Annotated in this window: 20 protein-coding genes; 10 read left to right on the forward strand and 10 right to left on the reverse strand. The window is 59.5% G+C overall.

The features are described from left to right. Positions 1-5 precede the first annotated feature (5 nt). The 3 genes from EDC38_RS07435 (at position 6) to maoP (ending at position 1,211) form a co-directional block, all read left to right on the forward strand. A complete protein-coding gene (locus EDC38_RS07435) occupies positions 6-344 on the forward strand; it encodes a Na+/H+ antiporter subunit G (RefSeq protein WP_024460872.1) in 339 nt (112 codons plus the stop codon). A 104-nt stretch (positions 345-448) separates the two neighbouring features. Continuing rightward, a complete protein-coding gene (rpsT, locus tag EDC38_RS07440; RefSeq protein ID WP_123637962.1) occupies positions 449-715 on the forward strand; it encodes a 30S ribosomal protein S20 in 267 nt (88 codons plus the stop codon). Positions 716-917: 202 nt separating this feature from the next. Continuing rightward, positions 918-1,211: a DUF413 domain-containing protein gene (maoP, locus tag EDC38_RS07445; protein ID WP_123637963.1), complete on the forward strand. Its 294-nt coding sequence runs from the start codon at positions 918-920 to the stop codon at positions 1,209-1,211. Between the two features lie 7 nt (positions 1,212-1,218). Here the strand turns inward: maoP and EDC38_RS07450 are convergent, their stop codons facing one another. Then, positions 1,219-2,253 carry a LacI family DNA-binding transcriptional regulator gene (locus EDC38_RS07450; RefSeq protein ID WP_123637964.1) on the reverse strand — a complete coding sequence of 345 codons (1,035 nt, stop codon included), beginning with the start codon at positions 2,251-2,253 and terminating at the stop codon, positions 1,219-1,221. 125 nt (positions 2,254-2,378) lie between these two features. On the opposite strand from EDC38_RS07450, the gene EDC38_RS07455 reads away from it, so the two are divergent. From EDC38_RS07455 to EDC38_RS07465, 3 genes are all read left to right on the forward strand, one after another. Then, positions 2,379-2,903 (forward strand): gluconokinase, encoded by a 525-nt coding sequence (locus EDC38_RS07455; RefSeq protein ID WP_246004359.1) that lies wholly within the window; start codon positions 2,379-2,381, stop codon positions 2,901-2,903. A gap of 35 nt (positions 2,904-2,938) precedes the next feature. Then, positions 2,939-4,288, forward strand: coding sequence for a GntP family permease (locus EDC38_RS07460; RefSeq protein WP_123637965.1), 1,350 nt, complete (start codon positions 2,939-2,941; stop codon positions 4,286-4,288). A 403-nt stretch (positions 4,289-4,691) separates the two neighbouring features. Beyond that, positions 4,692-6,443: an alpha-amylase family glycosyl hydrolase gene (locus EDC38_RS07465; protein WP_211331050.1), complete on the forward strand. Its 1,752-nt coding sequence runs from the start codon at positions 4,692-4,694 to the stop codon at positions 6,441-6,443. A 202-nt stretch (positions 6,444-6,645) separates the two neighbouring features. On the opposite strand, the gene EDC38_RS07470 is transcribed toward EDC38_RS07465, so the two are convergent. Genes EDC38_RS07470 through EDC38_RS07480 form a run of 3 tightly spaced genes read right to left on the reverse strand, consistent with a single transcriptional unit; the run spans position 6,646 to position 9,670 of the window. Then, positions 6,646-7,857 (reverse strand): glycosyltransferase family protein, encoded by a 1,212-nt coding sequence (locus EDC38_RS07470; RefSeq protein WP_024460879.1) that lies wholly within the window; start codon positions 7,855-7,857, stop codon positions 6,646-6,648. Between the two features lie 26 nt (positions 7,858-7,883). Then, positions 7,884-8,702 carry an HAD-IIB family hydrolase gene (locus EDC38_RS07475; RefSeq protein ID WP_123637966.1) on the reverse strand — a complete coding sequence of 273 codons (819 nt, stop codon included), beginning with the start codon at positions 8,700-8,702 and terminating at the stop codon, positions 7,884-7,886. Beyond that, the gene (locus EDC38_RS07480) at positions 8,699-9,670 is read right to left on the reverse strand and encodes a kinase (RefSeq protein ID WP_123637967.1); all 972 of its coding nucleotides are present in this window, start codon (positions 9,668-9,670) and stop codon (positions 8,699-8,701) included. Before EDC38_RS07480 ends, EDC38_RS07475 begins: the two co-directional genes overlap by 4 nt. A 143-nt stretch (positions 9,671-9,813) precedes the next feature. Between EDC38_RS07480 and EDC38_RS07485 the strand changes: the two genes are divergently transcribed. The 4 genes from EDC38_RS07485 to EDC38_RS07500 all read left to right on the forward strand — a co-directional run bounded on the left by EDC38_RS07485 (position 9,814) and on the right by EDC38_RS07500 (position 14,621). Beyond that, positions 9,814-10,359, forward strand: coding sequence for a GbsR/MarR family transcriptional regulator (locus EDC38_RS07485; RefSeq protein WP_342769064.1), 546 nt, complete (start codon positions 9,814-9,816; stop codon positions 10,357-10,359). Between the two features lie 154 nt (positions 10,360-10,513). Then, positions 10,514-11,884 (forward strand): cytochrome ubiquinol oxidase subunit I, encoded by a 1,371-nt coding sequence (locus tag EDC38_RS07490; RefSeq protein ID WP_123637968.1) that lies wholly within the window; start codon positions 10,514-10,516, stop codon positions 11,882-11,884. Beyond that, positions 11,884-12,888 carry a cytochrome d ubiquinol oxidase subunit II gene (locus EDC38_RS07495; RefSeq protein ID WP_123638888.1) on the forward strand — a complete coding sequence of 335 codons (1,005 nt, stop codon included), beginning with the start codon at positions 11,884-11,886 and terminating at the stop codon, positions 12,886-12,888. Before EDC38_RS07490 ends, EDC38_RS07495 begins: the two co-directional genes overlap by 1 nt. Positions 12,889-13,145: 257 nt before the next feature. Then, on the forward strand, positions 13,146-14,621 hold the full coding sequence (locus tag EDC38_RS07500; protein ID WP_123637969.1) for an AAA family ATPase: 1,476 nt from the start codon (positions 13,146-13,148) through the stop codon (positions 14,619-14,621). A 6-nt stretch (positions 14,622-14,627) separates the two neighbouring features. Here EDC38_RS07500 and EDC38_RS07505 read toward each other — a convergent pair whose 3' ends face one another. From EDC38_RS07505 to EDC38_RS07530, 6 genes are all read right to left on the reverse strand, one after another. Continuing rightward, entirely contained in the window at positions 14,628-15,089 is a 462-nt protein-coding gene (locus EDC38_RS07505; RefSeq protein WP_123637970.1) for a DUF4442 domain-containing protein, read from the reverse strand. 3 nt (positions 15,090-15,092) lie between these two features. Further along, entirely contained in the window at positions 15,093-16,220 is a 1,128-nt protein-coding gene (proB, locus tag EDC38_RS07510) for a glutamate 5-kinase (RefSeq protein ID WP_123637971.1), read from the reverse strand. 16 nt (positions 16,221-16,236) lie between these two features. Then, on the reverse strand, positions 16,237-17,430 hold the full coding sequence (cgtA, locus tag EDC38_RS07515) for an Obg family GTPase CgtA (RefSeq protein ID WP_123637972.1): 1,194 nt from the start codon (positions 17,428-17,430) through the stop codon (positions 16,237-16,239). 467 nt (positions 17,431-17,897) lie between these two features. Continuing rightward, on the reverse strand, positions 17,898-18,155 hold the full coding sequence (gene rpmA, locus EDC38_RS07520) for a 50S ribosomal protein L27 (RefSeq protein WP_024460889.1): 258 nt from the start codon (positions 18,153-18,155) through the stop codon (positions 17,898-17,900). 14 nt (positions 18,156-18,169) lie between these two features. Further along, positions 18,170-18,481: a 50S ribosomal protein L21 gene (rplU, locus tag EDC38_RS07525; RefSeq protein WP_024460890.1), complete on the reverse strand. Its 312-nt coding sequence runs from the start codon at positions 18,479-18,481 to the stop codon at positions 18,170-18,172. 365 nt (positions 18,482-18,846) lie between these two features. Next, positions 18,847-19,620, reverse strand: coding sequence for a rhamnogalacturonan acetylesterase (locus tag EDC38_RS07530; protein ID WP_123637973.1), 774 nt, complete (start codon positions 19,618-19,620; stop codon positions 18,847-18,849). Positions 19,621-19,773 lie beyond the last annotated feature (153 nt).

Consider the following 19,773-nt stretch of genomic DNA (forward strand, 5'->3'; position numbering starts at 1 on the left):
AGACCATGAGCGAGACAAGCTGGATCGAATGGCTGGTGTCCATTCTGTTGTTGATTGGCGCCTCCTTTGCGCTGATCGGCTCCTTTGGGCTGGCGCGTCTGCCGGACTTTTTTATGCGCCTGCACGGCCCCACCAAGGCCACGACTCTGGGCGTGGGGAGCATGATCGTCGCCTCCATGGTGTTTTTCAGCACCCGCGGCGACGGCCTGAGCCTGCACGAGCTGCTGATTGCGCTGTTTTTGTTTATCACCGCGCCGGTGAGCGCTCATATTGTGGCCAAGGCCGCCCTGCATGTGCGCCTGCCCTACCGCAAGGATACGCGTCATTGGCATCGGGACAGTTGACATACGGCTCCAAATGGGCATAATGTCGCGTCCTTGATTCCGGCTTGTGCGAATGGCTGCCGGACGACCGAATTTCAGTCTGATTACGTAACAGGAGCTCCACGGTGGCAAATACACCTCAATCCAAGAAGCGCGCTCGCCAGAACGAAAAGGCTCGCAAGCACAACGCCAGCCTGCGCTCCATGACGCGCACCTACCTCAAGAACGTGGTCAAGGCCATCGAATCCGGCGACCAGGAAGCGGCCAAAACCGCTTACACCGCCGCTGTTCCGGTCATCGACCGCATGGCCGACAAGGGCCTGATGCACAAGAACAAGGCCGCTCGTCATAAGAGCCGCCTGAACGGCCACATCAAGGCGATGGCTTCCTGAGCCTGACCTGACTGTGACCCGCGCCACGGCCTGACCGCGGCGCCAGAAAAAACCGGCCTCGTGCCGGTTTTTTTGTGCCTGGGAGTCCGGCCTCAGGTGGCTGCTGAAAAATTCACTCCGCGCTGACATATTTCTGCCAGAAACATCGTATAACGTGATCGAGGTGTCAATTCCACCCACGTTACGGTAAAGGAGAGCAACCATGTTGCCGCGCGAGCACTACCTCAAGCAGCCCTTTCAGGACCGGGAGCACTTTCCCGCCGGTTTTGACCACTCCAGCCAGTTATCCGGCATCCAGGCCCGCCTGATCCGCAAACACGGCGCGCTGATCCACGCCCTGTGCCGAGGCGAGGTGACCGACCCCACTGATGAGGACCGCCACCTGCTCAAGGTCATCGCCAAACAGGCCGCCCCGAAGAATCCCGTGGAACAGGCCTGGCTGAAATACCTGAGCATCGTCCAGAACTCGTCAACCGGTCTGCGCAAAAGCGCCTGATGCGCTCTTAGAGATGATCGGTAGACTGTCGGAGCGCGACTTCAAAACCGAGGTCGCGCCTCTTCTGCCCGACCTCACCGCCGTTCAAGGCGGTAATGATCATCTCCGCCGCCGTCACCCCCATCTGGTATCGGGGCACGGCCACGCTGCTCAATGACGGGTTGGTAAATGCCGACACTTCGAAGTCGTTGAAGCCGCACAGGCCAATATCACCCGGCACATCCAGGCCCATACGCTGACTTTCGAATAACGCCCCCAGGGCCAGGTCGTCGTTGCAGCAGAACACCGCGTCCACTACGCCGCCGGCTTGCCCCATGAGCGCCCGAAACAGCTCGCCCCCCAACTCGATGGATGAGGGCCGATCGGTCACCTGGACGAAGTTCCGCCAGAACCGCCCCCGGCTTTCCAGCACCGACTTGAAGCCCGCCAGACGCTCCCGAACCCGCTTGTCCATACGGGCACCGATAAAGCCCAACTGACCGTACCCCGCCGACAGCAGTTGCTCCGCCACGGCGGCACCGGCCTCAAAGTGCGATACCCCGACGTTCATATCCATTGGCTCATCCAGCAGGTCCATGATCTGGACCACCGGGATCTTGGCCTTCAGCAGCAGGCGCTCACAGGCCTGGGTCTGCTCACCACCGGTGAGAATCATGGCCTCGGGCGACTGACTGAGCAGGGTGCGTACCATGCGCTCCTCCTCCAGCGCCGAGTAGTGGGTGTCCACCATCAGCACTTTATAGCCCGAGGTGCCCGCGACATCGTAGATGCCGCGCAATACATCGGTGAATACAATATTCGACAGCGACGGAATCGCCACGCCGATCACGCGTGAGCGCGCTGATGCCAGAGAACTGGCGGATTGATTGGGAATGTAACCCAGCATATCGATTGCCTCCTGCACGGCCTGCCGCGTTGCCTGCGACACTTTATTAGGATGGTTAATGACCCTCGATACAGTGATACCGCTGACGCCGGCGTATTGCGCCACATCCGCCAGGGTGACGGCCTGGGAGTGCTTTTTTCTCGCCCGGGTGCTCACTGTCCAACTCCCTCTTCCAAAAACCGGCAGATTATCACAGCCCAAATGTTTGCGCTAACATAATAAGTGCGCTAACCTCCTCCCGCGTTATAATCCGTATTTTTTGGGAATGAGGGTGACACACCTTGGCAACTCTGCTGATCATGATGGGCGTCTCCGGGGCGGGCAAATCCACGATGGCCTCAGCGCTGTCGGAACACTTCGGCTTTACCTACCTGGATGCGGACGACTTTCACAGTGACGCGGCCAAAGCGCACATGGCGGCGGGCAAACCCCTGACCGATGAAATGCGCGCGCCGTGGATTGCCCGGATGTGCGACTACCTGAAAGAGCATGCCGACAGCGATGCCACCTTTGTCCTTGCCTTCTCCGGCCTGAAGCGCAGCCATCGTGAACCCTTCCGGCACTGCGGTCTCGATACCCACTTCCTGTTTCTGGACGGCGATGCGGACACTATCGCCGACCGGATCAGCGCCCGTCAGGGGCATTTCATGCCCCCGGAGCTGCTGGACAGCCAGTTCGAGGCCCTGGAGCGCCCGGACCTGCAGAAAGAGCCCGATGTCACCCCCCTGAACATTCACCCACCGGTACCCGGCGTGCTGGACCAGGCCATTGATTACATAGAATCCCTCAAGGCCCGCTCCGACTAAAACGGCGCCCACAAACGACAGGAGATAATAACAACATGTCAGCCACCTACTTGCTCTCGGTCACCGTTGTCAGCATCGGTGTTCTACTGTTTCTGATCATGGCCCTGCGTCTGCAGGCCTTTGTCGCCCTCCTGCTGGTGAGCATGGGGGTTGCCATCGCCGGCGGCGTGCCCCTGCCCGAAGTGGCGGACGTCATCCAGCAGGGCATGGGCGGCACCCTGGGCTATATCGCCATCGTGATCGGGCTGGGCACCATGATCGGGGAAATCCTGCAGGTTTCCGGCGGCGCCCAGCAGATTGCCAACACCCTCACCCGCAAAGCCGGCGAAGACAAAGCCCCTTGGGCCCTGATGACCCTCGGCCTGATTGTCGCCATTCCGGTCTTTTTCGAGGTGGCGCTGATCCTCTTTATTCCACTGGTCTACAGCCTGGCCAAGCGCACGGGCAAATCCTTGCTGTTTTACGGCATGCCACTGGTGGCGGGTATTGCCGTGGCCCACTCGTTCATCCCCCCGACCCCCGGCCCCGTGGCGGTCGCCTCGCTGCTGGGCGCTGACCTCGGCTGGGTCATTCTGGTGGGCCTGCTGGCGGGCATTCCCGCCGCGATTCTCGGCGGCATCGTCTTCGGGCGCTTTATCGGCAACCGCATCCACGCCGAGTTACCAGACACCGCTCAGGTCCAGATGGACAGCCACCACCAGAACGATCGCCCACAGCCGGGTTTCGCCCTGGTATTGAGCATTATCCTGGTGCCCCTGGCGATGATCCTGCTCAACACCGCCACCAAAACCTGGCTCGGCGAAAGCCACGATGCGGCCCAGATTATGGCCTTTGTCGGCCACCCCTTCACCGCCCTGCTGGTCGCCGCCCTGCTCTCCTTCTACTTCCTGGGCACCCGCCTGGGCTTCAGCCGAGACGAAATCCAACGAGTGGCGACCCGCTCCATGGAGCCGGTGGGCATGATCATCCTGCTGACAGGCGCCGGCGGCGTATTCGGCAAAGTCCTCATCGCCGCCGGCGTGGGCGATGCACTGGTGGAGGCCATGACCGCCTCAAACCTCCCGGTCGTCCTGTTCGCCTTCCTGGTCGCCACCGTCATCCGCGTCTCCCAGGGCTCCGCCACCGTGGCCATGGTCACCAGCGCCGGGCTGGTGGCGCCCCTGGTCAGCGCCGGCGGTTACTCTGACGGCGTAACGGCCTGCATCGTCATTGCCATTGCCTGCGGCGCCACGGTGCTGTCCCACGTCAACGATTCGGGGTTCTGGCTGGTGAAGCAGTTTATGGGGCTGACCGAGCGCCAGACTCTGGCTTCCTGGACGGTTCTGGAAACCATCCTCGGGGTGGTTGGCCTGATTGTTGTGGTGATTTTGAGTACGGTTTTGTAGCTTCTAATCCGGTGCGAGGGTGGGCGCAGGGTAGAGCGGTTGGAGACCCGCCGTGAATACATCCCTGTAGGCTTCTCGTCGGCTCCCTGCCTCCGAGAGTCTCCAACCGCTCTACCCTGCGCCCGTCACGCTCATTCGCACAGATCACCTACTGGCACGGAGGTTTGGTGTGGGGAATGGTCCTCCAAGACCGTGGAGCGGGGGACCCGCGATCCGAGCCCCCAGGGGCCGCTCTATGGCTCCTGCCACCGCGGCATTCGTGCTTCCATGCACATCATGGGTTTACGGCGTGTCTTGGGGGACCATTCCCCACACCAAACCGGACTGCGACAACACTCATCGGTATAGATCTTGCAGCTCTTAAAGAGCAATCTGGCCCCATACCGAAGAGAGAGCCCCGTCTATGACCACCGACTTCCTGTCCCTGCCCGAACTGAAAAACAAACTGGGGGCTCTGCTCAACTACCTCTACCCCAATGCCGACACCGACGCACTGACCCAACAGTGCCTCGAGGCCATCGGGCCGCGGATCAACCGCGCCATCGTACCGCCCGAGCAACTCTGGTCCGAACAGGACGCCCTGCTGATCACCTACGGCAACTCCATTCGTAGCCCCAACGAAAAACCCCTCGATACCCTCGAACAGTTCCTGCACAAACACCTGCAGGACACCTTCAGCGCCGTGCACGTGCTGCCCTTCTTCCCCCACAGCTCCGACGGCGGCTTTGCCGTCATCGACTACACCCAGGTCGACGCCGAGCTGGGCGAATGGGACGATATTGAAACTCTGGGGCAAGACTTCAAACTCATGGGCGATCTGGTGATCAACCATGTGTCCAGCCAGAGCGGCTGGTTCCGCAACTACCAATATGGCAAAGACCCGGGTCGGGATTACTTTGTCGAGGCGAGCCCCCACTACGACCTGTCCATGGTCGTGCGGCCGCGCACCAGCCCGCTACTGCGCGCAGTGGAAACCAACGAAGGCGTGAAGCACGTCTGGTGTACGTTCAGTCATGACCAGATTGATGTCGACTTCCGCAACCCCAAGGTGCTACTCGAATACCTGAAGATCATCGGGCTCTATCTCGACAAGGGCGTTCAGTGGCTTCGTCTGGATGCCGTGGCCTTTCTGTGGAAGGAAATCGGAACGCCCTGTATACACCTGCCGCAAACCCACGAAGTCATCAAGCTGCTGCGGCTGCTGATGGAGTACAAAAATGCCCACGCGATTCTGATCAGCGAAACCAATGTGCCCAACCGGGAAAACCTGACGTACTTCGGCAACAGTAACGAAGCGCACATGATCTACAACTTCAGCCTGCCACCACTGGTGATTCACGCGCTGCTGTCCGGCAACGGCCAGTATCTGAAAGGCTGGTTGATGAGCATGCCGCCCTCGCCGGTCGGCTGTGCCTATCTGAATTTTACCGCCTCCCACGACGGTATCGGGTTGCGTCCGGCGGAAGGGTTATTGTCCGACGAGGAGCTGGAAACCTTCCTGAAAACGCTGCAGTCCTTTGGCGGTCGCATTTCCAGCCGCACCGGACAGAATGGCGAAAGCAAACCTTACGAGGCCAACATCAGTCTGTTCGATGCCTTCAAGGGTACCTATCAGGGTACCGATCGCTGGCAGGAGGCACGGTTGCTCTGTTCACAGATCATCATGTTGGCCCTGGAGGGTATACCGGCGTTTTATATTCACACCCTGTTTGCGACGCCCAATGACCTGGACAAACTGGAAGCCACCCAGCACAACCGTTCCATCAACCGGACCAACTGGCACAAGGGTGAACTCGAAACGCTTCTAGCCGACCCGGAAACACCTCAACACCGAATCTTCAATGCGCTGCAGAGACTGATCCGGATCCGCTGTGCGCAGCCGGCGTTTCACCCGAATGCTACTCAGTTCACTTTGCACTTGCAGCCGGAGGTGTTTGGTTTCTGGCGGCAGAGCCTGCGCCGGACCCAGAGTATTTTCTGTCTGAATAACCTGAGCGATCGGCCGCAGGAAATCAGTTTGACCAATATCAATTTGATCAGTACAGAGAATTGGCGGGATTTGATCAGTGGGGAGGCGGTGACGGATCTGTACGGGACTTTGACTCTGGCGCCGTATCAATGTGTCTGGTTGACGAATTATGAGAAGAAAGTTTGAGGTATATTTTGGGTTGGGTAACGGCGGATGCGCTTCGCTTATCCGCCCTACGCGGACTGCCGTGGTATGCGTAGGGCGGATCGGTCCGACGCTTCGGAGCCGAAGGCGCATCCGCCGTAATCCAAATGTGAACCCCAGTTGTATGCGTAGGGCGGATAAGGGCGCAGCCCGCATCCGCCGTCACCAAACGAGCGCAACCCACTCACCCCCGATCCTGCGCAACCGCCTCCAACAACTGATCGTACACATCCGGCACGGCGCTTAACACGCGCGACCAATTGGCCATGAATGGCCGCTCGGTGGGATCGTTCAAAAACTGCTCCCCCGCCCGCATGATGCACTTGGTAAACAGCTCCACGGTGTTCTCTTCCTGGTTGCGGTCCAACGTCATGCCGTTGATGACGGCATCGTTGTGATACCGGTCAATCAGATCCAGCGCGAGGCGATAATAACTCGCCTTGATGGTACGAAACGCTTCTGGCGTAAACACGGTGCCTTTGATTGCCAGTTTTCGGAACAGCGATTTGGAAATGTCCGTGCTCATTTTCGACAGCCCACCCTCCGGGTTGTCTTTGGACAGATCCTGATGCTTGTGATCGTAGGCATCGGCAATATCCACCTGACAGACCCGCTCGTCGGAGTAGCGACGATTCACTTCCGACAGCACACCAATTTCCAGGCCCCAGTCGCTGGGAATCCGGATGGAACTGACCACATCCATGATCATGGAAAACTCACCCGCCAGCGGGTAGCGAAAGCTGTCAATGAATTCCAGATAATCGTCGCGGCCAAACACTTTCTCCAGCGCCCGCACCAGCGGCGATACCAACAGTCGACTCACGCGACCGTTGAGTTTGCCGTTGGCCGCACGATAGTAATACCCCTTGCAGAAGGCGTAATTGAATGTGGGATGGACCACCGGATAAAACAGCTTGGCAACAATATCCCGCTTGTAGGTGAGAATGTCGCAGTCGTGCAGCGCGACGGCTTTGGCCCGCCCCTGAGCCAGCGCATAGCCCAGGCAATACCAGACATTGCGCCCCTTCCCCAATTCGTTGGGCGCGAGGCCATATTCATCGAGGACCTTATCAATGGCCTTCAGGCGCGGCCCGTCATTCCACAGAATGTGGTGACGCTGAGGCAGTCGGGAAAAAAACGTCTTGGCATGCTCGAATTCTTCTTCGGTAGCGCGATCAAGCCCGATGATGATCTCATCAAGGTAGGTGACCTTACTCAGTTCCTGAATGATGTTTTCCAACGCCGGCCCCTGTAGCTCAGAGTAGAGACAGGGCAACACCAGGCACATGGGCTTTTTCTCCGCCCATTCATTCAGCTCCGCCTCCATCGCCTCCAGCGGGCGATCCCCCAGGTTGTGCAAAGTGGCAATACGACCGTTCTGGAAAAAATCACTCATCGGTTCATCCTCGTCAGTGCGATCGCCTATTGGTCGATCAGGGTAAGAACGGCGGTATTCCACCCCGCCGCGCCCTCTTTTGGTGCAATGAAGGCCCGTTTTAGTGCAGGGTCCTCCAGGTGTGAACCATCGCTGTGCGGAATGATGGCCGGTGCATCCACCGCTTTGAGCATGTCCAGATCGTTGGGGCTATCCCCCAGGGCAATACTGAACGGTGCTGCGCCGAAGTGGTGCTCATAGCGTTTTTGCAAGTACCGTACCGCATCGCCTTTATCGCACTGTCCCATGACGTGATAGAAGCGCCCTCCCTTGACCACGCGGAGATTGTGACGGGTCAGTCGCTCGGTGAACTCCGCCAGAGCCTCCGGCGTATCGCGCCACACAATAGGCTCCGAGGCCTTACGCTGGCTGGCCAAGCGGGCGGCCTCCAACGTCAGGCCGGTATGTTGGGCGATGTCCTCATCGGTCATCCAGGCAAAACCGGTAAACCGATAATCCGCCTTCAGCTCGTTGAGCAGCGTCAGAATCTGCTCCCGTGACAGGCCCCGGTATTCGTAGTGGTACCCATCGCTGATCAGGCGCGAGTCCGCCGACAAGCCCAGCGCCTCCAGCAGGTTCTCTGGTATCAGAAGCAGGCTGCCGTTCTCACAGACCAGAGGATCCGTGTTGCCCAGCGCACGGCGCAGCTCGAGCATCTCCACATCGGTTTTGCTGGAAACCAGGACCAGAGGAACCTTGCGCTGTTTGAGCGCGGCCAGCGCCGGCTTCGCCGCCGACCAGTCGTAGTCATCATGATTAAGCAGGGTGCCGTCGAGATCGGTAAATACCACCATGGGTGTGCTCATAACCTGGTTGCTCCAGAGGCCGTAATCCGCTCAACGCGGTGATGGGTGTCCAGCGCCAACACCAGGTCGGCCCGCTCCGGCATTTCCTGGAGAATCCAGCGGGTGAGCCGTTCGTAGTGATCGATGAAGCGCTGCAACATGGGGGGTGTCATCAGGTGAGTGCCGGTACGCCGCTCATCCTCGAGCTGCTTTTTCAGAGCGGCTTCCTGCTCGGAGCGCCACTGAAACACCTGCTCAAACGACGGTGCCCGCAATAGAATCAGGTGATTGAGACGGGCAAACAGACGTTGGTAGCCCTTCAGTTGCTCATTGACATAGCGACGCCAGCGGCCGTCGGGGTCTTCCTCACGTTCCAGGGCATTGAGCGCGGGCTCCAGCGCCGCCTCCTCCTGGGGTCGGGCGCCGACGCACCAGCCTTCGAAAATGATCAAATGAGGGCGACCCTGCCACAGCTCACCTTCCGCACGGCGGTCATCCTGGGCTTTGTCAAAACGCGGCAGGGTCACCCGGGTATCGGCATCGGCCTGTGTCAGCGCCTGCAGCAACGCCTCCCCCATGGCGATATCATGGGTGCCCGGCACCCCCCGGGTTGCCAGTAGCGGGTGCACCTCGTCCGCCAGCCGTCGCCGCTCAGTCCGGGTCAGGTACAGGTCATCAATGGACAAACGACACACCTGGAACCCTCGCAGCTCAAGAAGATGCGCTATCACCTCCGCCGCGGTGGACTTCCCCGTCCCCTGGGCGCCGTTTATGCCCAACACCAGGGGGTCAGAGCGCGTGGGCAGGCAGCGCGCCAGGCGCTCCGCCAGCGGGCTATACAGCCGAGCCAGGTAGCCCGCCAAAGCTTCGGTGACACGGAGATGCCGGGAAAGCAATGGGATATCGGCCGGGGCTTCTCGCCCCCTGACACCCCACCCCTCCAGCAAAGCAGCCGGCCATAGTGCTGTGGTTTCCTCCAAATCAATCATGACGCAATCCTTCTGGTTAACTCGAACCCACACCTGGGACCTTATAAGCATAGCAGTGCAGGATTTGGGCCACCGGACACTTGACGGCTACCACCCGTTACTGTAATTTCAGTAATTACTGAAATTTGTGGAGTACCCCATTCGTGTCAGACCAACTTACCCCGATGATTCAATCCTGCGTGCTGCACTTCGGTGAAATGGGTAGCCGTTGGGGCATCAATCGCACCGTGGGCCAGATGTACGCTCTTTTGGTGTTGAGCGAAGAACCTCTGTGCGCAGAGCAGATTGCCCAGGCACTGGGCTTCTCACGCTCCAATGTCAGCATGGGACTCAAAGAGCTGCAGTCATGGGAGTTGGTGCGTCTGCAACATATTCCCGGCGAGCGCAAAGAGTTTTTCTCCGCTCCGGATGATGTCTGGGAAATCGCCAAGACGCTGATCGAGCAGCGGCGCAAGCGGGAAATCGACCCGACCCTGTCGACCCTGCGCGGCCTGCTGCTGGAGCAGCCGGCCAATCGCCAGGAGGAGTACGCTCAGGCGCGCATGCAGGAAATGCACGAACTGATCGAGATGCTGACCCAGTGGACCACGGAAATTCAGCGGCTCAATCAGAGCAATCTGAAGAGCCTGCTAAAGCTCGGAGGGAGCCTGGGCAAAGTGTTGGATATGAAGGATCGGTTTTTGAAGTAGAGGCGCTTGCATCGACGTATTGTTACGGCGGATGCGCTGCGCTTATCCGCCTTACGGATAACACGGCGGGTTGCGTAGGGCGGATAAGCGCAGCGCATCCGCCGTTACCAGTCCCCGCGCATCCGCCGTCACCTGAACCAACGAGGTACCAACAATGGAAACCCTGTTGTTATCGCGCATCCAATTCGCCGCGAATATCAGTTTCCACATTCTGTTCCCCACCATCACCATCGCCCTGGCGTGGTTTCTGTTCTATTTCCGGGTTCAGCACAACCGCACCGGTGACGAAGTGTGGATGCGGGCCTACCGCTTCTGGGTGAAGGTGTTTGCGCTGAGCTTTGCCCTCGGCGTGGTCAGCGGTATCACCATGTCCTTTCAGTTCGGCACTAACTGGCCAGGCTTTATGGAAACCGTGGGCAATATCGCCGGGCCACTGCTCGGCTATGAAGTGCTGACTGCCTTTTTCATGGAGGCGACTTTCCTGGGCATCATGCTGTTCGGCATCAACCGGGTCTCCAATCGGGTTCACACCATCGCCACCTTTCTGGTGGCCGTCGGTACCAGCCTGTCCGCCTTCTGGATTCTGTCCCTCAACTCCTGGATGCACACGCCCACCGGTTTTGAAATGCGCGATGGGGTGGCCTTTCCGGTGGACTGGTGGGCCATCATATTCAACCCATCCATGCCCTACCGACTGGCCCACATGCTGGTCGCATCCGGGCTGACGGCGGCCTTTTTGATGGCGGGCCTATCGGCTTATCGCCTGCTCAAGGGCGATCACAAGCCCGCTCCACGCCTGGCATTGAAAACCGGCGTCTATGCCGCCGCACTTCTGATTCCACTGCAGATCCTGCTGGGCGATCTACACGGGCTGAACACCCTGAAACATCAGCCCGCCAAAGTGGCGGCCATGGAAGGCCTGTGGGAAACCACCGAAGGGGCCCCTCTGGTGCTTTTCGGGCTTCCCGACGAAGAACAGAAACGCAACCATTTTGCCCTGGAAATTCCCGGCGGTGCCAGTTTCATCCTCACCCACGACTGGCAGGGTAAGGTGCAGGGGCTGAACGAATTTACCGATGAACATCCGCCCGTCGCGCCGGTGTTCTGGGGTTTTCGCATCATGGTCGGGCTGGGCTTTCTGATGCTCGCGGCTTCCTGGTTAGGGGCCTGGCAGCTGTGGCGGCGCGCCTCGGTGCCCCCCTGGATGCTCAAGGTATTCGTGGCCATGACCTTCTCGGGCTGGGTCGCCACCCTCGCCGGTTGGTACGTCACCGAAATTGGCCGCCAACCCTGGCTGGTAACCGGCGTTCTGAGCACCAGCGAGGCCGTCACCACCGTCCCCGGAGGCAATGTGGCCATATCGCTCGCCATCTACCTGACGCTGTATGCCGGTCTTCTGGTGGCCTACATCAGCGCCCTGTTCCTGATCGCCCGCAAGGCGGTACTGGTCGACCGCGAAGAAGAGGTCAACACCCTGCAGGATCAATACAACCCGATGGTCCGCAATGAAGGAGGTGCCCTGTGATGCCGACCGGAGAAGCCTTTTGGCTACCTTTGATCTTCATGGCACTGATGGGTGTGGCGTTTCTCATCTATGCCATTCTTGACGGTTATGACCTCGGAGTGGGCATCCTGTTGCCGCGAGACTCGGAGCGCCAGCGCGACACCATGATCGCGTCCATCGGCCCCTTTTGGGACGCCAATGAAACCTGGCTGGTGTTGGGTGTCGGCATTATTCTGATTGCCTTTCCCGCCGCCCACAATGTGATCCTGTTTCAGCTGTATATGCCCGTAACGCTGATGCTGGCCGGATTGATTCTGCGCGGTGTCGCCTTTGACTTTCGGGCCAAAGCGCCGGTGGATCACAAAACCCGCTGGGACTTCGCATTCTGGGCCGGCTCACTGCTGGCGACCTTATCCCAGGGTTACATGCTCGGGCTTTACGTCATGGGCTTTGAACAGAGCCTCGCCGCCTACGCCTTTGCCGCTCTCAGCGCGGTGTGCGTGACCGCCGGCTACTGCCTGATTGGCGCCGCCTGGCTGGTGATGAAAACCGAAGGCGAGCTGCAGCTGCGGGCGGCTCGCTGGGCACGCCGCTGCGCCTGGTTGATGGCGTTGGGGCTGGTCGCCGTATCGGTCATCAACCCGATGATCAGCGAGCGGGTGTTCGACAAGTGGCTGGGGGGAGACCTGACGCTTCTGCTGCTGATCATCCCGGTACTCAGCTTCTTCCTGTTTTTGATCAATGACCGCTACCTGTCCAACTTTCCCTACGACAATGACTTTGGCTGCTGGCTGCCATTTGCCATCGCCATCGCCCTGTTCGTGCTCGCGTTTTCCGCCTTGGCGTACAGTTTTTTCCCCTACGTGGTGCCCGAACAGCTCACCTTTTGGGAAGCCGCCAGCGCCCCGGAATCGCTCAAGTTCATTCTGGTGGGTGTGGTGATTGTGTTGCCGGCGATCATTGCCTACACGCTGTTTGCCTACCGCGTATTCTGGGGTAAGGCGCGGGAGTTGACGTATTACTAAGGCTACAAAATTGCTCGTGTTAACGGCGGATGCGCTTCAATACCGCTGCGCTCGGCCCCTACGCGACCTGCCGTGCTATCCGTAGGGCGGATAAGCGAAGCGCACCCGCCGTTGCCACACCAGCCGTCACATAAGATGGATCGGTCCGATGCATCGGGGCGAAGCGCATCCGCCGTTACCCCTCTTCGCCTATTGACAAGCGAGACGCCGCTTCCTATCGTTTCAGCGTCACTTTTCAGTTAAGGAACACCAATAAGATGCAAGACGCACACGATCTGTCGCTGATGCTGGACTCCAAAGTCCCGCTGGTGGTCATTGAGACTCATGAAGAAAACAAGGCCATCAACTTACTCCAGCGGGTCGCGCGGGATAAAGCGCGGCCGCTGTATCGCTGGTCGGTGACCGACGGATTGACCACGATGGGTTTCGGCCCCCAATTGGTTCCCAAAGGGCGTGAACATCAGGAGCCGGCCGAAGTGCTGGAGCACATCAAGGCACAGGATACGCCGGGAATTTATCTGCTGTGCGATTTGCACCCCTACCTGAACGATCAACCCCATACTGTGCGTCTTCTCAAGGACATTGCGCTTAAACACGAGCAGACACCCCATGCCATCGTGTTGCTGAGTCACCGGCTGACGCTGCCGCCGGAAATCAGCCGCTACAGCGCCTCCTTCCAACTGTCTCTGCCCACGGACGAACGCATTCTGGCGATCATCCGGGAAGAGGCGCGTCACTACGCCGAGCAGAACGGTCAGAAGCGTATCAAAACCGACAACAATACCCTGCGCCGACTGATGGCCAACCTCCAGGGATTGAGCGCCAGCGATGTACGGCGATTGGTGCGGGTGGCCATATGGCAGGACGGCGCCATCACCGAAGAGGATCTGCCGGCGGTCAATAAAGCCAAGTTTTCCCTGCTGGATATGGGCGGGGTCATGAGTTACGAGTACGAGACGGCCGACTTCTCCCAAGTGGCGGGGCTGCACAACCTAAAACGCTGGCTGGAGGCGCGCGGCAAGGCCTTTCACAGTCGGGACCCGGGGGTAGAACAACCCCGGGGCATCCTGTTGCTCGGGGTCCAGGGTGGCGGTAAAAGCCTGGCCGCAAAGGCCGTGGCCGGCACCTGGAACCTGCCGTTGCTGCGCCTGGACATCGGTGCTTTGTACAATAAGTACCACGGCGAGACCGAGCGCAACCTGCGCGAAGCTTTGGCGATGGCGGATGCCATGGCGCCCTGCGTTCTCTGGCTGGATGAAATCGAAAAGGGCCTGGCACAGGGCAACAGTGACGACGGCACCTCACGTCGGATGCTCGGCACCCTGCTCACCTGGATGGCGGAGCGCAAAAACTCGGTCTTTTTCACCGCCACCAGCAACGATATCAGCAAGCTGCCACCGGAGCTGATTCGCAAAGGTCGGGTCGACGAGATCTTTTTTGTCGATCTACCCGATGCCGACGTGCGCCGGGCAATTTTTGACATTCACCTACGCAAGCGGGATTTGAACCCCGAGCAGTTTGACCTGGCACTGTTGAGTGAAGCGAGCGACGGTTTTAGCGGTGCCGAGATTGAGCAGGCCATTGTCGCTGCGCGCTACAGCGAGGGGCGAGACGGGATTCGTACCGAGTGCATTCTAAGGGAGATAGGCAACACCAGCCCACTCTCGGTGGTGATGGCAGAGCCGCTTAGGCAGTTGCGGGAGTGGGCCGCGGAGCGCACCATCCCCGCCTGAGCCGCGTCAGCCTAGCGGGCGTTTGTGCGGTTTGGCGCGCACATACAGCGTGCGATGTACACGAGCCACCAGGTGGCCATTATCGTCGACAATATCGATCGCAAAATTGGGCAGATACTTTTTCCCATCGGCGGTATGGGCCCGGATGCGCTCCAGGGTGGCATCATCAAGATTGAACACCGCTCGGACCGCCGTGCGTCCCGGGGCGATAAAATCGATGTGAGCGCTTTTGTCCCAGACAAAATAATCCCTTCCCAGGTTGTAGGTCAGCATCATCATGTACCAGGGGTCGGTCATGGCAAACAGGCTACCCCCAAACTGGGTACCCACCATATTGCGGGTGTGGAAGCGGCGCTTTAAAACCACCTCGATGCGCCGAAAATCTTCACTGATTGACGTCGCTTTGATGCCGGCAAAAAACAACGGTGGCCAGAAATTTACCAGCCGACGGGCCCATTTCCAGTTCATTCCCTACCCTTCCGTGAGCACCAGGTTATCCCGGTGAATCAGTTCATCGTCGTCCTTGTAACCCAATAAGGCCAGAATATCGCCGCTGGGTCGACCGAGAATCTTGCGCGCCTCATCAGCGGAATAATTGACCAGACCCCGGGCAATTTCCGTCCCATCGGGTCCGACACACACCACCATATCGCCCCGGGTAAAAGCCCCCCGGATTGATTTGACGCCCACCGGCAGCAGGCTGCGGCCTTTCTCCCGCAGCACCCTGACCGCCCCCTCATCCAGAACCAGAGTGCCACGGGTCTGCAACTGACCGGCGATCCAGCGCTTGCGCGCCGCCTGTGGTTCCTGACCGGCATGCAGCAGAGTTCCCAGCGGTTCGCCCGCCCGGGCACGCAGCAGCGCCCGCTCGGTGCGTCCGCCGAGAATCAGGGTATCGGCACCAGAGCGAGCGGCGACCCGCGCGGCTCTAACTTTGGTCAACATACCGCCGCGCCCCAGAGCACCGCCTCCGCCGGCCATGGCTTCCAGGGTCGGATCATCTGCGGACAGTTCCGGCAGCAGCTTCGCGTCGGGGTTGGAGCGCGGATCGCTGTCGTACATGCCGGACTGGTCCGTCAGAATGACCAGCAGATCCGCTTCAATCAGGTTGGCCACCAACGCACCCAGGGTATCGTTATCACCAAACCGGATTTCGTCGGTGACCACGGTGTCGTTTTCATTCACGACGGGCAACACGCCCAGATCGAGCAGCGTGCGCAACGTGGAGCGGGCATTCAGGTAGCGCTGGCGGGACGAGAGGTCATCGTGGTCGAGCAGCACCTGAGCGGTGTGCAGACCGTATTGCTGGAAGGCGCTTTCGTAGGTCTGCACCAGCACCATCTGGCCGACCGCCGCAGCGGCCTGCAGCTGATGCACCGCGGTCGGGCGACGCGTCCAGCCGAGCCGGGTCAGGCCGGCGGCCACCGCGCCGGAAGAAACCAATACAATCTCGACACCGGCATGACGCAGTTCGGCCATTTGCGCCACCCAGTCGTTAATCGCGCGGACATCGAGCCCTCGGCCATCGTTGGTCAGCAGGGAACTGCCAATTTTAACGACCCAGCGCTGAGTGGTGGTTACCGAACTTCTGTCTGCCATGTTGAAAGGGTTCCGTTTAACGTACGTATTCTACTTCGACATCATAATCGTCATCATCGAAGTCGTCATCATCGTCGTCACCCTTACGGGCCGCACGGCGACGCAAGCGAAGCTCCTCGACACGTTCGCGCACTTCCGCAGCCATATCTGCCTGGAATTGCGCCTCGCGCTCGCGGGCCTCTTCATTTTCGGATTCGGTTTCCCAGATGTTTTCCAGATGCGTCATCAGCTCGCCGCACAGGGGCTCTGTGCCCTGCCGTTGCAGCGCCGAGATACGGAACACCGGCCCTTCCCAACCGAGCTTGTCCACCAGGGCCTGGCAGCGCGCGTCGGCTTCATCCTCCGGCAGCAGGTCGATTTTATTCAACAACAACCAGCGCTCCCGCGTGGCCAGGGTTGGGCTGAAACTCTCCAGCTCGTTGGCAATGGTGCGCACCTGCTCGACCGGGTCAGAGTCGTCCAGCGGCGCCATGTCGACGATATGCAACAACACCCGGCAGCGGGTGAGGTGCTTGAGAAAGCGAATACCCAGGCCGGCGCCATCCGCGGCACCTTCGATCAATCCCGGAATGTCGGCGACCACAAAGCTGCGATGTTTCTGTACTTTGACCACACCGAGGTTGGGCACCAAGGTGGTAAAGGGGTAGTCGGCCACTTTCGGTTTGGCGGAGCTGATGGCGCGAATGAAGCTGGATTTGCCGGCATTGGGCAACCCGAGCAGGCCAACATCGGCCAATACTTTCAGTTCCAGTTTGAGGTTGCGCATTTCGCCTTCGGTACCATGGCTGGTCTGCCGGGGCGCGCGGTTGACGCTGGATTTGAAGCGGGTGTTACCCAGCCCGTGAAAGCCGCCCTGGGCGACTTTGAGTTTCTGACCGATTTCGGTCAAATCGCCAAGCTGTTCGCCGGTGTCGCTATCGATGACGGTGGTGCCGACGGGTACCGGCAGCAGCAGGTCTTCGCCTTTGCTGCCGGTGCAGTTTTTACTCCCGCCTTTTTCGCCATTCTGGGCGCGGTAGCGGGGCTGGAACCGATAGTCGATGAGGGTGTTGAGGGCTTCGTCAGCCACCAGGTACACACTCCCGCCGTCGCCACCATCACCCCCATCAGGGCCACCTTTGGCAATAAATTTTTCCCGTCGGAAGCTGAGGCAACCGTTGCCGCCTTTGCCCGCTTCGACGTGAATGGGCGCTTCATCTACAAATTTCACTTTCTTACTCCCGACAGAATCTATTTAACTGGTGCCAATGGTGGGGCCAGCCAGGAAGGCGGTGTACTGATCCCGGACACGCCGTAAACCCATCCCTGGGGGCTCGGATCGCGGGTCCCCCGCTCTACGGTCCGGGATCAGTACACCGCCTTCCTGGCCTAAGTGCCATCATTTGAGTTGAGTTCGCTTTCTACCCACTCTCAATAACCTTGCGTTTGTGTGGGGAGCTGCCCAACGTGAAGGGCTCGGCGGGGTATACCCTTGCAAGACCGTAGAGCGGGGGACCCGCGATCCGAGCCTACAGGGACGTATGTACGGCGTGTCTTGCAAGGGTATACCCCGCCGAGCCCCCGCTCCCAACTTCCCCAAAGAAACCAGTCTAAACCAACAAAAAAGCCCCATCGATAGTTCGACAGGGCTTTCCGAGGTGTGTTCGCCCGAGGGCGACAACCGTATTTAAGGACGTCTTAAGCGACTTCGACGCTGACGAACTTACGGTTTTTCTCACCTTTGGTTTCAAACTTCACCCGGCCTTCGGCCTTGGCGAACAGGGTGTGGTCCTTACCAATACCCACATTCACACCGGGGTGAAATTGAGTGCCGCGCTGGCGAACGATGATGCCGCCGGCGGGGATGGCCTGGCCACCGTATACTTTAACGCCAAGGCGTTTACTTTCGGAATCGCGCCCGTTGCGCGTACTACCGCCTGCTTTTTTGTGAGCCATTGTCTAAACTCCTCTTAACCTTTGATTCCAGTGATTTTCACTTCAGTGAACCACTGACGGTGACCCTGACGCTTCATGGAGTGCTTACGGCGACGGAACTTGATGATCCGCACCTTTTCGCCACGACCGTGGCTGACCACTTCGGCGGTCACTTTGGCGCCGTCTACGACGGGAGCGCCCACTTTTACGTCGTCGCCATTGGCAACCAGATAAACCTTGTCGAATTCCACGGTTTCACCGGTGGCGACTTCGATTTTTTCCAGCTTGAGGGTTTCCCCTTCCACGACGCGGTGCTGTTTGCCACCACTTTCAAAAATTGCGTACATAGTTGCTCCAAATACTCAGTTTGGACGACACGAAGCAGCGTTCAGGGCGCTTTCCGGGGCTTGCGTCGTTGGTTCGGTTTTTCAAGGGCGGCGATTGTATGCGAAGTGGCGCCCGATAGCAATAGGCTTGTTCTACAGCACCTTTCCTTGGAATCGAACTGACGTCAGCTCGCCCGGCCTGAGGCGGAGAAGCCCTTTCAAGACACGCCGTAAACCCTTGATGTGCATGGAAGCACGAATGCCGCGATGGCATGGATGCCAGAGAGCGGCCCCTGGGGGCTCGACGCGCGGAGTCCCTCCGCTTACGGTCTTGAAAGGACTGCTCCGCCTCAGATCTCATTGCCACAAATAACGTCGGGCGGGCGCTAGCGGAAATAGTCGGCTAGAGGCAGGGATTGACGGCGGACGCCCTGGACGAAAAGCTCCGCGACCTGTCGGGCGCCCCGGCGCTGCAGGTGGGTATTGTCGTCTTTGCCATCGGGCAGGTTGGCGTACTCGCCTGCCGGAATCTGCATATAAATGTTGGCTGAGCCCGCTACGCCGGCATCCAACAGCAGCTGGCGGGTCATGACATTCAGATCCACCAGAGGCACGCCCCGCTCGCTGGCGACGGCGCGGGTCACCTCCGGGTAGTCACCCAGGGTAGCTTCGGGCTGCCCGTCATCGGTGAATGCCCGGCGGTAAATGGAGGTTACCAGGATGGGCTTAGCGCCCCGGGCCAATACGTCATCGACCATCCGCTCCAGATTGGCCCGATAGTCCGTCCAGGGGGCGGCGTAGCGGGTTTCATCGTAGTCTTTCTGGTCGTTATGGCCGAAGCCCATCACCACGAAATCCCCAGCCTGAAGCCGCTCCATGACGGCCTCCCAGCGCCCCTCGTCGATAAAACTCTTGGTGCTGCGTCCGTTTTTGGCGTGGTTTTCCACTTCGATGTCGTCGGTCAGATATTCCGGCAGCGCTTGGCCCCAGCCGGTTTCCGGGTATTTTTCTTTCGGCTGGTCCGCCATGGTGGAGTCGCCGACCAGGAACAGGGTGGGCTTGGTCGCCTCCTCGACGGGGGCCTGGGTGGCGCAGCCAACCAGGAGGGCAGCGGCGGCCAGTAAGGGGGTGAGGCTGTGTAAAAAGGAGGTTGATGTCATTGCTCTGGTTCTCTCTGTATTTATGGTGCTTTTAAAATTGGGTTGCGGCGGATGCGGGCTGCGCCCTTATCCGCCCTACGGGTGGCTCGGAGGTTGCGTAGGGCGGATAAGCGAAGCGCATCCGCCGTAACCGACGTCAATGTAACACCCATA

Origin of the sequence: Marinimicrobium koreense (assembly GCF_003762925.1) — a bacterium.
GTDB classification, from domain to species: Bacteria; Pseudomonadota; Gammaproteobacteria; order Pseudomonadales; family Cellvibrionaceae; genus Marinimicrobium; species Marinimicrobium koreense.

Bases quoted from the DNA above. Each gene is read 5' to 3' on its own strand.
- EDC38_RS07435 (WP_024460872.1), top strand. From the start codon at position 6: ATGAGCGAGACAAGCTGGATCGAATGGCTGGTGTCCATTCTGTTGTTG.
- maoP (WP_123637963.1), top strand. From the start codon at position 918: ATGTTGCCGCGCGAGCACTACCTCAAGCAGCCCTTTCAGGACCGGGAG.
- EDC38_RS07460 (WP_123637965.1), top strand. From the start codon at position 2,939: ATGTCAGCCACCTACTTGCTCTCGGTCACCGTTGTCAGCATCGGTGTT.
- EDC38_RS07465 (WP_211331050.1), top strand. From the start codon at position 4,692: ATGACCACCGACTTCCTGTCCCTGCCCGAACTGAAAAACAAACTGGGG.
- EDC38_RS07470 (WP_024460879.1), bottom strand. From the start codon at position 7,857: ATGAGTGATTTTTTCCAGAACGGTCGTATTGCCACTTTGCACAACCTG.
- EDC38_RS07475 (WP_123637966.1), bottom strand. From the start codon at position 8,702: ATGAGCACACCCATGGTGGTATTTACCGATCTCGACGGCACCCTGCTT.
- EDC38_RS07480 (WP_123637967.1), bottom strand. From the start codon at position 9,670: ATGATTGATTTGGAGGAAACCACAGCACTATGGCCGGCTGCTTTGCTG.
- EDC38_RS07490 (WP_123637968.1), top strand. From the start codon at position 10,514: ATGGAAACCCTGTTGTTATCGCGCATCCAATTCGCCGCGAATATCAGT.
- EDC38_RS07495 (WP_123638888.1), top strand. From the start codon at position 11,884: ATGCCGACCGGAGAAGCCTTTTGGCTACCTTTGATCTTCATGGCACTG.
- EDC38_RS07500 (WP_123637969.1), top strand. From the start codon at position 13,146: ATGCAAGACGCACACGATCTGTCGCTGATGCTGGACTCCAAAGTCCCG.
- EDC38_RS07505 (WP_123637970.1), bottom strand. From the start codon at position 15,089: ATGAACTGGAAATGGGCCCGTCGGCTGGTAAATTTCTGGCCACCGTTG.
- proB (WP_123637971.1), bottom strand. From the start codon at position 16,220: ATGGCAGACAGAAGTTCGGTAACCACCACTCAGCGCTGGGTCGTTAAA.
- rpmA (WP_024460889.1), bottom strand. From the start codon at position 18,155: ATGGCTCACAAAAAAGCAGGCGGTAGTACGCGCAACGGGCGCGATTCC.
- rplU (WP_024460890.1), bottom strand. From the start codon at position 18,481: ATGTACGCAATTTTTGAAAGTGGTGGCAAACAGCACCGCGTCGTGGAA.
- EDC38_RS07530 (WP_123637973.1), bottom strand. From the start codon at position 19,620: ATGACATCAACCTCCTTTTTACACAGCCTCACCCCCTTACTGGCCGCC.